We start from the raw sequence: 13,421 nt of genomic DNA, 5'->3' as shown, positions 1-13,421 counted from the left end.
AGGGGGGCGCGCCTTCAATGCCGGTGCCGCTGCGCTCCCGCTCAGTGGGATTTCACCCCGCACCCCCGGGGCTCCGCCCCACACCCCGCGCCTCAAACGCCGGCGGGGCTGGAATGTGGCGCGCCTGAAAGGACCTGTGCGGCTCAACGATCGGGGCTCCGCCCCGTACCCCGCGCCTCAAACGCCGGCGGGGCTGGGGGTGGCGCGCCTGAGTGGGTACGTACGGGTTACGGGGGGCTCAGCCCGGGCAGCTGTGCTGGGCTGGATTGCCCGCAGGGCAATCTCAGCCTCGCCGGCGATTGAGGCGCGGGGTGCGGGGCAGAGCCCCGATCTTTCAGCTGCACCCGCCCAGCCAGGCCCGCCATGTCCAGCCCCGCCGGCGATTGAGGCGCGGGGGCGGGGCGGAGCATCAGGGGGCGTCAGGTCAGGGCGGTGATCATGGCCGCGGCCGTCGTGGTCATCGCCGTGCGGGCGGCCGTCAGGTAGGGGCGGGGGTCCGCCCCTGTGAGGTGATCGCGGATCGCCCCGGTCATCGCCACGTTCAGCGCGGTCCCGATGTTCACCTTGCGGATGCCGCCCGCAACGGCGGCCGCCAGCTCGGCGTCCGGCAGCCCGGACGAGCCGTGCAGGACGAGCGGGACCTCCACCGCCTTGGCCAGCCTGGCCAGCAGCGCGTGGTCGAGGGCGGCCGTCCGGCTGGTCATCGCGTGGCTGCTGCCGATCGCCACGGCCAGCGCGTCCACCCCGGAGTCGGCGACGAACCTCCGCGCCTCGTCGGGGTCGGTACGGGCGCCGGGCGCGTGCGGGTCCAGCGGGGCGGCGCCGTTCTTCCCGCCGACCTCGCCCAACTCGGCCTCGATCCACAGCCCGTTGGCGTGCGCCCAGTCCGCGGCCGAGCGCGTCGCCTCCAGGTTCTCGGCGTACGGGAGGTGCGCGGCGTCGTACATCACCGAGCCGTAGCCCGCGTCGCCGGCCTGGCGGAGCAGCTCGGAGCTCTTGACATGGTCGAGGTGCAGGCCGACCGGGACTCCCGCGGCCTCGGCGCAGGCGGCGGCCGCCCGGGAGATCGGCAGCAGCCGTCCGCCGCGGAACTTCACGGCGTTCTCGCTGAGCTGGAGGATGACCGGCAGCCCCACCTCCTCCGCTCCGGCGACGACCGCTTCGGCGTGCTCCAGCGTGATGATGTTGAAGGCGGCGACGGCGCGGCCCGCTGCGGCCGCCTCCCGGACGAGGCCGCCGGCGGGGACGAGGCTCATCGGACCGCCTCCTCGCCGGTGGTGAGGATCACCGAGCGGGTGAGGTGGCGGGGCGCGTCCGGATCCAGCCCCTGGTGGGCGGCGACGGCGAGCGCAAGGCGGTGCACCCGGACCAGTTCCGCGAGCGGGTCGAGCCGCCCGGCCACCCACTGGGCACCGGTGGCCCGCACCTGTTCGGCGAGCCCGTCGGGCGCCGCGTCGAGCGACCAGGTGACGGTGCCGGGCCCGGAGACGCTGATGGGCCCGTGCCGGTACTCCATCGCCGGATAGGACTCCGCCCAGGACAGGGAGGCCTCGCGCATCTTCAGCGCGGCTTCGTTGGCGAGGCCGACGCTCCAGCCGCGGCCGAGGAACGTGAACTGCCCGCGTCCCTCCAGCTCGGCGGGCAGCGGCTCGGTGAGCGCGGTGCGGGCGTCGGCGACGACGGCCGCGGTGTGCAGGCCCGCGTGGGCGCGCAGGAGGGTGAGGGCGGTGGTCGCGAAGCGGGTCTGGACGACGGACTGCTCGTCGGCGAAGTCCAGGACGACGACCTCGTCGGCGAGGGTCATCACCGGGGTCGCCGGATCCCCGATGACCGCGGTCGTGGGCACGCCCGCGTCGCGCAGCGCGCCCAGCAGGTCCAGCACCTCGGTGGTGGTCCCGGACCGGGTCAGCGCGACGACCCGGTCGTAGCGGCGGTGGCGCGGGAACTCCGATGCGGGGAAGGCGTCGGTCTCGCCCTGGCCCGCCTCCTCCCGCAACACGGCGGCCGCCTGGGCCATGTAGTACGAGGTCCCGCACCCCACGATCGCGGTACGCTCCCCCGCCTGCGGCAGCACCGCCCGCCGGGCCGGGGCCAGTTCGGCGGCCCGCTCCCAGCATGCGGGCTGCGTGCCCAATTCGTACGCGACGTGGCTCATACAGGCTCCCTCGGCGGGTCTGAATGCGTTTGCATGCGTTTTCCTGCAAGATAATCCCTCCTTTCGCGCAACTTCAAGCATTCCGGGCCGGAGCGCCTGAGTTAATGTCTGCGGGTAGGCCGAAGGTGAGCGGAAAGGGGGCGGCCATGACCCGCAAGGAGCGGTGGCAGACGCTGCTGGATCTGCTGGTGGAGCGGGGCGAGCTGGAGGTGGAGCCGGCCGCGGAGGCCCTCGGCGTGTCCGCCGCGACCATCCGGCGGGACCTCGACCAGCTCGCCGAGCAGCAGCTGCTGGTCCGCACGCGCGGCGGGGCGGTGCTCCACGGGGTCTCGTACGAACTCCCCCTGCGCTACCGCACCTCGCGCCGCGCCGCCGAGAAGGCCCGCATCAGCGAGGCGGTGGCGGGCCTGATCACCCCGGGCGAGGTGATCGGCCTGACGGGCGGCACCACGACCACCGAGGTGGCCCGCGCCCTGGCCGGCCGCCCGGACCTGGCCTCGGGCTCCCCGGCCCTGACGGTGGTCACCAACGCCCTCAACATCGCGGGCGAACTGGTGATCCGCCCCCAGTTCAAGATCGTGCTGACGGGCGGGGTGGCCCGCCCCCAGTCGTACGAGCTCACGGGCCCGCTGGCGGAACAGGTGCTCGGCCAGCTCGCGGTGGACACGGCGGTGGTCGGCGTGGACGGCTTCGACCCGGCGGACGGCGCGGCGACCCGCCACGAGGACGAGGCCTCGGTGAACCGCCTGCTGTGCGAACGGGCCCGCCGGGTGGTCATCGCGGCCGACTCCAGCAAGCTGGGCGTACGCGCCTTCGCCCGCATCTGCGCGACCTCGTCGGTGGACGTCCTGGTGACGGACACGGGCCTGACGGACTCGGTCACGCGGGAGTTCGAGGGGGCGGGGGTCGAAGTGTTGCGGGTGTAGCGGCTGGGGCCGCGCCTGGCTCGGACCGCCCCCGTCAATGCGCCGGCAGCCGCTCCGACTCCCGTACCAGCGCCGCCAGCACGGGTGCGATCAGCGGATGCGCCTCACCGCCGCGGCGCGTGGCCGCGAAGACCCGCCGGGTGGCGGCCGGGCCGGCGACCGGGCGGACCTGGACCTCCTTGAGGTCCATGCCCCGCAGTGCCGAGCGCGGTACGAGGGCCACCCCGGCGCCCGCGCCGACCAGCGCCGTCACCGCCCGGAAGTCGTCCGAGGAGTGCACGAACCGGGGCTGGAACCCCGCCAGTTCACACGCGAGCAGCGTGACGTCGTGGCACGGGTTGCCGGGGTACTGGCCCACCCAGTCCGCGTCGGACAGGTCCGCCAGCGACACCGCGGGCAGGTCGGCAAGCGGGTGCCCCGAGGGCAGCACCGCGTCGAAGGGCTCCGCGTACAGCGGGAGGACCGACAGCCGGGCGTCGTCGGCCCCCGGGCCGCCCCGGTACTCGACCGCCAGAGCCACGTCCGCCTCGCCGTCCAACAGCAGCGGCAGGCTCTGGTCGCCCTCCGCGTCCCGGACCCGCAGTGTGATCCCGGGGTGTTCGAGCGCGAGCCGCGCGATGGCCGGGGCCAGCACCTCCGCGATCCCGGTCGCGAAGGCGGCCACCGTGACCTCGCCGGCCGAGCCCCCCGCGTAGGCCGCGAGTTCCGCCTCCGCCCGCTCCAGCTGCGCCAGCACCTCGTGGGCGTGGCCGAGCAGGATCTCGCCGGCCGCCGTGAGCCGCACGCCCCGCCCGCTGCGGGTGAGCAGGGCATGGCCCGTCTCCTGTTCCAGCGCCGCGAGCTGCTGGGAGACGGCGGAGGGGGTGAGGTACAGGGCTGCGGCCGCGGCGGTCACCGTACGGTGGTCCGCCACGGCCCGCAGGATGCGCAGCCGGCGGGGGTCGATCACCCCTTCATTGTCTCAGCCTGCGGACGTGCCCAGCGCCGCCCGGGCGTCGGCGAAGGCCGCCACCGCGCGCTCCACGTCGGCCGTGGAGTGGGCCGCGGAGAGCTGCACGCGGATGCGCGCCGCGCCCATCGGGACCACCGGGTAGGAGAAGCCGATCACGTAGACCCCGCGCTCCAGGAGCAGCTCGGCCATGCGGGCCGCCTCCGCCGCGTCGCCGATCATCACGGGGGCGATGGCGTGGTCGCCGGGGAGGATCTCGAAGCCGGCCTCGGTCATCTTCGTACGGAAGAGGGCGGTGTTGGCGGCGAGCCGCTCCCGCAGGTCGTCCGCCGATTCGAGCAGGTCGAGGACCTTCAGCGAAGCGGCCGCGATGACCGGGGCGAGGGAGTTGGAGAAGAGGTACGGGCGCGAGCGCTGGCGCAGCAGCTCGACGATCTCGGCGCGCGCGGCGACGTAGCCGCCGGAGGCTCCGCCGAGGGCCTTGCCGAGGGTGCCGGTGATGATGTCGACGCGGTCCATGACCCCGTGCAGCTCGGGGGTGCCGCGGCCGCCGGGGCCGACGAAGCCGACGGCGTGCGAGTCGTCGACCATGACCATGGCGTCGTAGCGGTCGGCGAGGTCGCAGATCTCCTGGAGCGGGGCGACGTAGCCGTCCATGGAGAAGACGCCGTCGGTGACGATCAGCTTGCGGCGGGCGCCGCCCTCGGTGGCCTCCTTGAGCCGGGTCTCCAGCTCCGCCATGTCGCGGTTGGCGTAGCGGAAGCGGCGGGCCTTCGACAGGCGGATGCCGTCGATGATCGAGGCGTGGTTGAGGGCGTCGGAGATGACCGCGTCCTCGGCGCCGAGGAGGGTTTCGAAGACACCGCCGTTGGCGTCGAAGCAGGAGGAGTAGAGGATCGTGTCCTCCTGGCCGAGGAACGCCGACAGCCGCGCCTCCAGCTCCTTGTGGACCTCCTGCGTACCGCAGATGAAGCGGACGGAGGCCATGCCGTAGCCCCAGCGGTCGAGGGCGTCCTTCGCGGCGGCGACGACCTCGGGGTGGTCGGCCAGCCCCAGGTAGTTGTTGGCGCAGAAGTTGAGGACCTCACCGGGGGCTCCGCCCGCGGTGACGGCGACGGCCGCGCTCTGCGGGGTGCCGATGACGCGCTCGGGCTTGTGCAGGCCGGCGGCGCGGATCTCGTCGAGGGTGCTGCGCAGGTCCTCGCGTACGGACTCGAACATGGTGGGGCTCTCCTTGTGCGGTGTGCCGTCCGGCGGCCCGGAGGCGGACGGGAGGGGGCCGGACCCCGCGGAGGGGGGAGGGTGTGCGGGGCCCGGCCGGAGGGAGATGGTCTGCGGGGGGAGCGGACGGGCGGTTACGCCGTCCAGTCCAGGATGATCTTGCCGCTGCGGGCGGTGGACGCCTCGTCGAAGGCGGCCTGGAAGTCGCGGTGCGAGTAGCGGCCGGTGATGACCGGGGACAGGTCGAGGCCGCCCTCCAGCAGGACGGTCATCGCGTACCAGGTCTCGAACATCTCGCGGCCGTAGATGCCCTTGATGGTGATCATCGAGGTGACGACCTTGGCCCAGTCCACCGGGAACTCCTGCGCGGGCAGGCCCAGCATGGCGATCCGGCCGCCGTGCGTCATGTTGTCGATCATGTCGCGCATCGCCTCGGCGCGGCCGGACATCTCCAGGCCGATGTCGAAGCCCTCGCGCAGGCCGAGCTGCGCCTGCGCGTCGGCGATGGAGGTCTTCGCGACGTTGACCGCGAGCGTGGCGCCCGCCTTCCGGGCGATCTCGAGACGCTCGGGGCTGACGTCGGTGATGACCACGTTGCGCGCGCCGGCGTGCCGGGCCACGGCCGCCGCCATGATCCCGATCGGGCCGGCGCCGGTGATGAGCACGTCCTCGCCGACGAGCGGGAAGGACAGCGCCGTGTGCACGGCGTTGCCGAACGGGTCGAAGATCGCCGCCACGTCCAGGTCCACGGCGGTCCGGTGCACCCACACGTTCTGCGCGGGCAGGACGACGTACTCGGCGAAGGCGCCGTCGCGGCCGACTCCCAGTCCGATCGTGCTGCGGCACAGGTGGCGGCGACCGGCCAGGCAGTTGCGGCACTTGCCGCACACCAGGTGGCCCTCGCCGCTGACCAGCGCGCCAACCTCGATGTCCTGCACGTCCGCGCCGACCGCCGCGACCTCGCCGACGAACTCGTGGCCGAGGACGAGCGGGGTCTTGACCGCGCCCTGCGCCCAGCCGTCCCAGGCGCGGATGTGCAGGTCGGTTCCGCAGATGCCGGTGCGCAGCACCTTGATCAGCACGTCGCCGGGGCCGTGCTCGGGCTCGGGGACGTCCATGAGCCACAGCCCGGGCTCTGCCTTGTGCTTGACGAGTGCCTTCATGGGGGTGGCTCCAGGCTGCGGAAGGGGGCGCCGCGGGCGTGCGGGCCCGGACGGCGTCGGTGACGTGCACCAATCTGCCGAGCGGCGTGGTGATCAGTCCATCGAGACTTTCTTAAGCGGGTCGACAGCGCAGCTTCACGCCTATGCTCCTCACGTGACGGGGCCGGGAACCGGACCGGGGAGGTCCGGGGGGAATGGGGAGGTGAGGGGCGTGCCGAGTCTGCGCAGCAGGGCGCTGTCGGCGGCGCTGATCGCGGCGGGGCGGCGAAGACGGTTCGGGAGCGCCGAGGCGGTGCGGACGCGGGTGGCGCAGTCCGCGCGCCGGCCCGCTTCGCACCTGCCGCCGCGCTCGCTGGGCCGGGTCGCGGAGATCGCGCGGACGTTCGTCGGAGCCTGGCCCGTGTACGACGTGTCCCCGCTCGGCAGCGAGCCGACGTGTCAGGTGCTGTACGTGCACGGCGGCGGCTACATCGGCGAACTGGTCCGCCCGCACTGGGCGATGATCCGGACCTTGGTCACACAGGCGGGCGCGCGCGTGGTCGTCCCCGCGTACATCCTCGCCCCGCGCGGTACGGCCGACCGGACGGTCCCGGTCGCCGCCGACCTCCTCAGCGGTCTGATCGAGGGCGGCGGCGCGGGCGGGACGGTCCTCATAGGCGACTCGGCCGGAGCCGGGCTGGCGCTGGCCGCGGCGCAGCGGCTGCGCGACCGGACGGGGGCGCAGCCCTCCCGGATCGTGCTGATCTCGCCCTGGCTGGACGTGACCATGAGCCATCCGGACCAGGCCGGCATCGAGGCTGCCGATCCGCTGCTGGCCCGCCCGGGCCTGCGGGAGGCGGGGCGGCTGTACGCCGGGACCCTGGCCGCCGACGATCCGCGGGTGAGCCCGCTGCACGGGTCCTTCGGCGGGCTGGCGCCGCTGACGGTGTTCACCGGGACGCGGGACGTGCTGAGCACGGACAGCAGGGAGCTGCTGCGCCGGGCGCGGGCGGAGGGGACCGAGGTGGAGTTCCACGAGGAGGCCGGGCTGCCGCACGCCTATCCCCTGCTGCCGGTGCCGGAGGGGCGGGCGGCGCGCGAGCGGATCGTCGAGCTGGTCCGGGCGGCGGCGGAGCTGTGATCCCCCGGCGCCGGGATCCGGTCCACGGGCACCGCGCTACGCCGTGCAGGTCATCAGCGAGCTGATCGGCCAGGCGCGGTACGCCGTCCAGTACGCCTCGTCGCGCACGGCGTCGGCGGGCGGGGTGCGGTTGGGCTGCCAGCCGACGGTGGCGAAGCCCGCGTCGACGGCCGCTTCGGCCATGTCGGCGTGGGCCCATTCGCGGAACTCGAAGGGGACCGGCGGCTCGGTCAGGAAGTGCGCCTTCAGCAGCGGCGCGTCGCCTTCGGTGACGCGGTCGAGGATGCGGACCCCGTACGGGGACCAGTCCACGCGCGGGAACGCGCCCGCGTTGGGGACGATGGCGAGGAGTTTCCCGCCGGGGCGCAGGTTGGCGCGGGCGGAGCGGAACATCGCGTGCAGGGAGGCGCGGTCGGGCGCGTAGTTGAAGAGGTAGACGGCGGTGGCGAGGTCGAAGGGACCGAGGTCGGGGAGGCCCGCGGCGTCGGCGACGAGGTATTCGATACTGCCCGGCCGCTCCTCGGCGGCCTCGTGCTGCCGGGCGAGTCTGATCATCTCCTCCGAGATGTCGACGCCGACGGTGCGGCGGGCGCCGCCGCGGGCCAGCAGCCGGGTGTTGTAGCCGTACCCGCAGGCCAGGTCGAGGGTGTCGAGCCCTCGGACCCCGCCGAGCGCGTCGAGTGCGCCGAGGAGGGTGTGGGTGTCGGCCGCCGAGAAGGCGGCCGTGCTCTTGGACTCCGCGAAACGCTCGCCGATGGTGTCGTACTGGTACCGCATGCTCTGCCTTCCGGTGGCCTGCCGGGGGGTGGGACGCGTGCGTATGGTGCCCCGCGGCGCGTCGGGGGACGGCCCGTACGCCCGTGCGTCCCCCGGACGAGGGAAGCGGTCGGCCTATCGCCGCCGTTCCCGTACGGGGCTCAGCGTGATCAGCGCCGGGCGGGAAGGCCCGTCCGGGCAGGCGGTGGCACAGCCGCGGCCGGCGAAGAAGCACCCGTCGCATTCCGGAGCACCGATCTCCTCCCGCTTCAGGCGGCCCTTGCGGACCCAGTAGCCGGCCAGGTCGGCGGCCTCGGACGGGCTGATGCCCAGGCGGGCGGCGATCTGCGGCAGTCCCTCGCCCGGGGCGGCCTCCTCGAACTCCCTCAGCAGCCGGCGCAGCCTCCCGGGCCCGCTCACCACAGCAGCCGCGCGATCTGGAAGACCCCGGTGGCCAGCAGCCAGGCGGCTGCGAGCTGGAGCCCGAGCCCGATGAGGGTGAGCCGGGTGCCGATCTCGGCGCGCTGCGCGGCGACGGTGGCCATGCAGGGGGTGTAGGCGAGGACGAAGACGAGGAAGGCGAGCGCGGCGGCCTGCGGGTGCCCGCCGGAGGACTCCTCGAAGGTGGCGTGCAGGCGGGCGGCCAGGTCCGGTCCCCCGTCCTCCCCGGCCGCGTAGGTCTGGCCGAGGGTGGAGATCACGCCCTCCTTGGCGATGAGCCCGGTGGCGAGCGCGGCGGTGGCGTGCCAGTCGCCGAAGCCGGCCGGCGCCAGGAAGGGGGAGGCGGCCTCGGTGACGGTGCCGAAGACGCTCTGCTCGACGCCGACCTTCCCGAAGCCGGCGTCCGGAGCCGCGCCGGCCCCCGTGGCCGCGCCCGCCGGGATGGCCATGAGCAGCCAGACCCCGGCGGCGGTGGCCACGATGATGCCGCCCGCGGTCCGCAGGAAGGCGGCGAGCCGCTGCCGGACCTGGGCGCCGGTGACGCGGAGGGTGGGCAGCCGGTAGGGCGGCAGTTCCAGGACCAGCGGCTCCTCGCGCATGCCGGGGAAGAGCAGGGGTCGCAGCAGCAGCCCCATGCCGACGACCAGCAGCACGGAGGCCACGTAGAGGAAGAAGACGACGGTGCCGGAGTGCGAGCCGAAGAAGACGCCGGCGATCATCACGTAGACGGCGAGGCGGGCGGTGCAGCTCATGTACGGGATGAGCAGGCCGACGAGCAGCCGGTGCGGGCGGCGGCTGAGGATGCGGGTGCTCGCGAGGGCGGGGACGTTGCAGCCGAAGCCGACGACGAGCGGGAGGAAGGCGCGGCCGGGCAGCCGCAGGGTGCGCATGAGCCGGTCGGCGACGAAGGCGGCGCGGGAGAAGTAGCCGGAGTCCTCCAGCAGGGCCAGCAGCGCGAACATGATGACCATCAGCGGCACGAAGGTGAGCAGCTGGCCGACCCCGTTGATCAGGCCGTCCACCAGCAGCCCGGTGAGCCAGCCGGGGGCGTGCGCGGCCTCCAGCAGCCGGTGGGCGCCGCCGCTGACCGGGCCGGAGACGAGGTCGCCGAGGGCGTCCTGGAGGGGTTGGGCGAGGGTGGTGGTGGCCTGGAACACGCCCCACATCACGGCGAGGAAGAACGGGATGCCGAAGGAGCGGGACAGCAGCAGCCGGTCCACGCGGTCGGTGAGGGTGGGCCGGGTCTGCGCGGGCCGGGGCGCGGCGCGCTCGATGGCGGCGTGCGCCCAGTCGTAGCGGGCTTCGGCGACGAGGAGTTCGGCGTCGGCGCCTTCCCCGCCCCCGCTGTCCTCTTCCCCGGCGTGCGCGAGGCGTTCGGCGCTCTGCCGGGCGCACTCGGCGAGCTCCTGCGGCACCCCGGGCGGCCGTTCGCCGCAGAGCAGGCCGACGGCCAGCCAGCGTGCCGGGTACGGGTGCCGCGCCCGCGCTGCTTCCCGTACGAGCTCCTCCAGTTCGGCATCGAAGGGGGAACCGGCCGACCAGCGGGGAGCCTGCCGCGGACCGGGAGCGGCTCCCCGCAGGGCGTCGGCCACGGTGTCGGCGAGCAGACCGAGCCCGGCGCCGGCACGCGCCTCCACCGGTACGACGGGCAGCGCGAGTTCGCGGGCCAGGGCCTCGGGGTCGGGGGCCGTGCCGCGCCGGGCGGCGACATCGGTCATGGTGAGCGCGACGACGACGGGGATACGGGTGTCGAGGACCTGCGAGAGCAGATAGAGGTTGCGGGCCGGGTTGGCGGCGTCGAGCGCGAAGACGACCAGGTCGGGACGGTCCCCGGCCGGGGCGGTCAGTACGTCGCGGACCAGCGCCTCGTCCGGGGAGTCGGGCAGCAGGCTGTAGGAGCCGGGCAGGTCGGCGACGCGCAGCGGCGGGCGCCCGGGGGCGCGCCAGGTGCCCTGGGCGACGGAGACGGTCTTGCCGGGCCAGTTGCCGACGCGCTGGTGGGCTCCGGTCAGGGCGTTGAAGAGGGTCGACTTGCCGACATTGGGGTTCCCGACGAGGGCGACGAAGGGGTCCCGGACGGCCAAGGCGGTCACGGCCTCGGCCGCGGCCCCGTGGCAGCTCATCGCGCGCACCGCAGCCGCCCGGCCGTCCGGGAGTCCAGCGCCACGCGGGCCTCCCCCAGCCCGACGAGCACACCGCCGGTGGCGCCCCGTGCGATCACGGTGACGTCGGCGCCGGGTACGAAGCCGAACTCCAGGAGCCGTCTGCGGCTGCCGCCGCACTGGCCGGGATCGATCGCGGTGATCCGTACGGTGGTGCCGGGACGGCTGTCGTTGAGTGACGGCACGGGTGCGCGCCCTTCTTCGAGTTCTTCGGGGGTTCTTAGGTAACCCTAAGCAGCCCGGACCGCCTGGAACCGCCCTCAAAAGGCCTCGATGAGGCGGGACTTTCGGCACGCCCGAAGCGCCGGCGCGGCCCCCGGATGCACCCCACGCCACGGAGGGCGCATCCTGGCGGTGTGACGGCGAGACCGGACAACGACGGCCCCGTCCCCGACGCCACGGCCCAGGTGCTCGCCCGGGCCGCCGTCGATGCGGTGGCGGCCGTCGGCGGGTACGCGGGCGGGGTGTACCTGCGCTCCGGCACCGAGGGCCTGCTCCTGCTGGCCGCGGTCGCGGGGCTCCCGGTGCCCCTGTTCCGGCCCTGGGGGCGGATGCAGGTGAACCGCCCGTACCCGGTGGCCGAGGTCTACCGCTCCGGGCACTCGCTGTACCTGCCCGACGCGGAGTCGGCCATGGCCCGCTTCCCCCAGCTGATGGCCGGGCTGCCGTTCCCCTTCGGCTCGCTGTACGAGCCGGTCACCGCGGGCCGCGAGCGGTTCGGGGTGCTGTTCGTGCTGCGCCCGGCGACGCCCGGGCTGCCGGTGGGGGCCGCCGACCGCAAGCGGCTGCGCGAGACCGCGGACCGGCTGGCGCGGGGCCTGGCGGAGCTGACCGCGGCCGGCGCCGAGGTGATCTGGGAGGGTGCACCGCTGGCCGCGGACCCGCCGCCGGCGCCCGCCGGAGCGGACGCGTCCGCCGCGGGCGCCCGGGAGGCCGTCGACCGGCTGGCGCAGGCCGTGCTGTCCATGGACCGGCAGGGCAGGATCGGCTTCGTCAACGCCGCCGCCGAGGAGATGTTCGGCAGCAGCGCGGAGCAGTTGCGCGGGCAGGTGCTGTGGGAAGCGCTGCCCTGGCTCGGACACCCGGCGTACGAGGACCACTTCCGCGGGGTGTTCCTGTCCAGCGGGCCGGTGCGCTTCGCGGCCCGGCGCGGCCGGCACCCGCCCGGCGAGTGGCTGTCGGTGGACCTGCACCCGGGCCCCGGCGGGGTGACGGTGACGATCAGTGCGGCTCCGGAGCCGGGCTACGCGCCGCCGTCCGCGGTCCGCCCGGGCGCCGGGCTGGGCTCACCGGCCGACCGGGCCTCCGCGCTGTACCGGCCGGTGGCCCTGGCCATCGCGCTGACCGAGGCCGTCACGGCCCGCCAGGTGTCGGCGGTGGTCACCGACGAACTGCTGCCGGCCTTCGGCGGCCGGCAGCTGGCGATCTACCTGCTCGACGAGCGGCACCTGCACCTCGCCTGGGAGACCGGCTTCCCGAAGGGCTTCCTGGACCGCTTCGACGGGGTCGCGCTCGACGTGCGGCTGCCCGGCGTGGAGACCCTGACCTCGGGCCGGCCGATGTTCTTCGAGTCGATGGAGCACCTGGCCGCCGCCTATCCGGGCATCCCGCTGGACGCCTCCGAGGGCGCCCGTGCCTTCCTGCCTCTGATCGCCTCCGGCCGGCCGGTCGGCTCGTGCATCCTCGGCTTCGAGCAGCCGCGCGGCTTCAGCCCGGAGGAGCGTACGGTCCTGACCGCGCTGGCCGGGCTGATCGCGCAGGCCCTGGAGCGGGCGCGGCGCTACGACACCGAGGCGGCCCTCGCCCGGGGCCTCCAGTCCGCCCTGCTCCCGCACCGGCTGCCGGTGCGGGAGAACGTGGACACGGTGGGCCGCTACCTGCCCGGCACGGCGGGGATGGACGTCGGCGGCGACTGGTACGACGTCATCGAGACCGGCGGGGGTCTGCTGGCCCTGGTGATCGGTGACGTCCAGGGCCACGGGGTGCCGGCCGCCGCGACCATGGGCCAACTCCGCAGCGCCGTACGGGCCTTCGCGCTGAGCGGGAGCACACCGGAGCAGGTGGTGGCCGGCACGAACCAGCTGCTGATCGACCTGGATCCGGGCCAGTTCGCCAGCTGCTGCTACGTGCTGCTCGACCCGGCGTCGGGAGACACCCGGGCCGTCCGGGCCGGGCACCCCCAGCCGCTGCTGCGCCACCCCGACGGCCGGACCGAGGTGCTGGACCTGGCCGGCGGGGTGGTGCTGGGCATCGACCCGGAGGCCGTGTACCCGGTCACCGAACTGCGGCTGGCGCCGGGCTCGGTGCTCGCCCTGTACACGGACGGGCTGGTGGAGGTGCCGGGCACCGACATCGACCTCGGGGTGGAGCGGCTGCGGCTGTCGCTGGCCGAGACGGCCCCGGCGCCGCTGACCGAGACGGCGGACCGGCTGATCGGCGAGGCGGGCCGGGTCGCCGACCGGCCGGACGACATCGCCCTGCTCCTGGCATCCCGTACGGGAGGCCTCACCGGGCCGTAGATCACCGGA

At 74.5% G+C, this 13,421-nt stretch carries 12 protein-coding genes; 3 read left to right on the top strand and 9 right to left on the bottom strand.

Features of this window, described 5'->3' with window-relative positions:
• Positions 1-419: 419 nt before the first annotated feature.
• Both ACFTXQ_RS12065 and ACFTXQ_RS12060 read right to left on the bottom strand, forming a co-directional pair.
• Positions 420-1,256, bottom strand: a complete 837-nt coding sequence (locus ACFTXQ_RS12065) for a ketose-bisphosphate aldolase (RefSeq protein WP_382638972.1) — start codon at positions 1,254-1,256, stop codon at positions 420-422.
• Entirely contained in the window at positions 1,253-2,155 is a 903-nt protein-coding gene (locus tag ACFTXQ_RS12060; RefSeq protein WP_382638969.1) for an SIS domain-containing protein, read from the bottom strand. The genes ACFTXQ_RS12065 and ACFTXQ_RS12060 overlap by 4 nt, the downstream gene beginning before the upstream one ends.
• Positions 2,156-2,301: 146 nt before the next feature.
• Here ACFTXQ_RS12060 and ACFTXQ_RS12055 point away from each other — a divergent pair, with 146 nt between their 5' ends.
• Positions 2,302-3,081, top strand: coding sequence for a DeoR/GlpR family DNA-binding transcription regulator (locus ACFTXQ_RS12055; RefSeq protein ID WP_382638968.1), 780 nt, complete (start codon positions 2,302-2,304; stop codon positions 3,079-3,081).
• 34 nt (positions 3,082-3,115) lie between these two features.
• On the opposite strand, the gene ACFTXQ_RS12050 is transcribed toward ACFTXQ_RS12055, so the two are convergent.
• The 3 genes from ACFTXQ_RS12050 to tdh all read right to left on the bottom strand — a co-directional run bounded on the left by ACFTXQ_RS12050 (position 3,116) and on the right by tdh (position 6,414).
• Positions 3,116-4,030 carry a LysR substrate-binding domain-containing protein gene (locus ACFTXQ_RS12050; RefSeq protein ID WP_382638966.1) on the bottom strand — a complete coding sequence of 305 codons (915 nt, stop codon included), beginning with the start codon at positions 4,028-4,030 and terminating at the stop codon, positions 3,116-3,118.
• A gap of 12 nt (positions 4,031-4,042) precedes the next feature.
• The gene (locus ACFTXQ_RS12045) at positions 4,043-5,251 is read right to left on the bottom strand and encodes a glycine C-acetyltransferase (protein ID WP_382638963.1); all 1,209 of its coding nucleotides are present in this window, start codon (positions 5,249-5,251) and stop codon (positions 4,043-4,045) included.
• A 134-nt stretch (positions 5,252-5,385) separates the two neighbouring features.
• Positions 5,386-6,414 (bottom strand): L-threonine 3-dehydrogenase, encoded by a 1,029-nt coding sequence (gene tdh, locus ACFTXQ_RS12040; protein ID WP_382638960.1) that lies wholly within the window; start codon positions 6,412-6,414, stop codon positions 5,386-5,388.
• A gap of 211 nt (positions 6,415-6,625) precedes the next feature.
• Here tdh and ACFTXQ_RS12035 point away from each other — a divergent pair, with 211 nt between their 5' ends.
• Complete coding sequence (locus ACFTXQ_RS12035) at positions 6,626-7,534, top strand: alpha/beta hydrolase fold domain-containing protein (RefSeq protein WP_382638957.1); 909 nt, start codon at positions 6,626-6,628, stop codon at positions 7,532-7,534.
• Positions 7,535-7,570: 36 nt separating this feature from the next.
• Here the strand turns inward: ACFTXQ_RS12035 and ACFTXQ_RS12030 are convergent, their stop codons facing one another.
• From ACFTXQ_RS12030 to ACFTXQ_RS12015, 4 genes are all read right to left on the bottom strand, one after another.
• Positions 7,571-8,311, bottom strand: coding sequence for a class I SAM-dependent methyltransferase (locus ACFTXQ_RS12030; protein ID WP_382638955.1), 741 nt, complete (start codon positions 8,309-8,311; stop codon positions 7,571-7,573).
• A 114-nt stretch (positions 8,312-8,425) separates the two neighbouring features.
• The gene (locus ACFTXQ_RS12025) at positions 8,426-8,710 is read right to left on the bottom strand and encodes a FeoC-like transcriptional regulator (protein WP_382638953.1); all 285 of its coding nucleotides are present in this window, start codon (positions 8,708-8,710) and stop codon (positions 8,426-8,428) included.
• The gene (feoB, locus tag ACFTXQ_RS12020) at positions 8,707-10,854 is read right to left on the bottom strand and encodes a ferrous iron transport protein B (RefSeq protein WP_382638950.1); all 2,148 of its coding nucleotides are present in this window, start codon (positions 10,852-10,854) and stop codon (positions 8,707-8,709) included. The genes ACFTXQ_RS12025 and feoB overlap by 4 nt, the downstream gene beginning before the upstream one ends.
• A complete protein-coding gene (locus ACFTXQ_RS12015; protein ID WP_382638947.1) occupies positions 10,851-11,078 on the bottom strand; it encodes a ferrous iron transport protein A in 228 nt (75 codons plus the stop codon). The genes feoB and ACFTXQ_RS12015 overlap by 4 nt, the downstream gene beginning before the upstream one ends.
• 171 nt (positions 11,079-11,249) lie before the next feature.
• Here ACFTXQ_RS12015 and ACFTXQ_RS12010 point away from each other — a divergent pair, with 171 nt between their 5' ends.
• Positions 11,250-13,412: a SpoIIE family protein phosphatase gene (locus ACFTXQ_RS12010; protein ID WP_382638945.1), complete on the top strand. Its 2,163-nt coding sequence runs from the start codon at positions 11,250-11,252 to the stop codon at positions 13,410-13,412.
• The last annotated feature ends 9 nt before the right edge of the window (positions 13,413-13,421 follow it).

Source organism: Streptomyces sp. NPDC057010, assembly GCF_042673805.1.
In the GTDB taxonomy this organism is placed as follows: domain Bacteria; phylum Actinomycetota; class Actinomycetes; order Streptomycetales; family Streptomycetaceae; genus Streptomyces.
Note: the sequence above shows the minus strand (reverse complement) of the source record. Positions and strands in the feature narration are given on the sequence as shown.

Excerpts from the sequence above, each read along its gene's own strand:
- ACFTXQ_RS12065 (WP_382638972.1), bottom strand. The coding sequence starts at position 1,256 with ATGAGCCTCGTCCCCGCCGGCGGCCTCGTCCGGGAGGCGGCCGCAGCG.
- ACFTXQ_RS12060 (WP_382638969.1), bottom strand. The coding sequence starts at position 2,155 with ATGAGCCACGTCGCGTACGAATTGGGCACGCAGCCCGCATGCTGGGAG.
- ACFTXQ_RS12055 (WP_382638968.1), top strand. The coding sequence starts at position 2,302 with ATGACCCGCAAGGAGCGGTGGCAGACGCTGCTGGATCTGCTGGTGGAG.
- ACFTXQ_RS12045 (WP_382638963.1), bottom strand. The coding sequence starts at position 5,251 with ATGTTCGAGTCCGTACGCGAGGACCTGCGCAGCACCCTCGACGAGATC.
- tdh (WP_382638960.1), bottom strand. The coding sequence starts at position 6,414 with ATGAAGGCACTCGTCAAGCACAAGGCAGAGCCCGGGCTGTGGCTCATG.
- ACFTXQ_RS12030 (WP_382638955.1), bottom strand. The coding sequence starts at position 8,311 with ATGCGGTACCAGTACGACACCATCGGCGAGCGTTTCGCGGAGTCCAAG.
- feoB (WP_382638950.1), bottom strand. The coding sequence starts at position 10,854 with ATGAGCTGCCACGGGGCCGCGGCCGAGGCCGTGACCGCCTTGGCCGTC.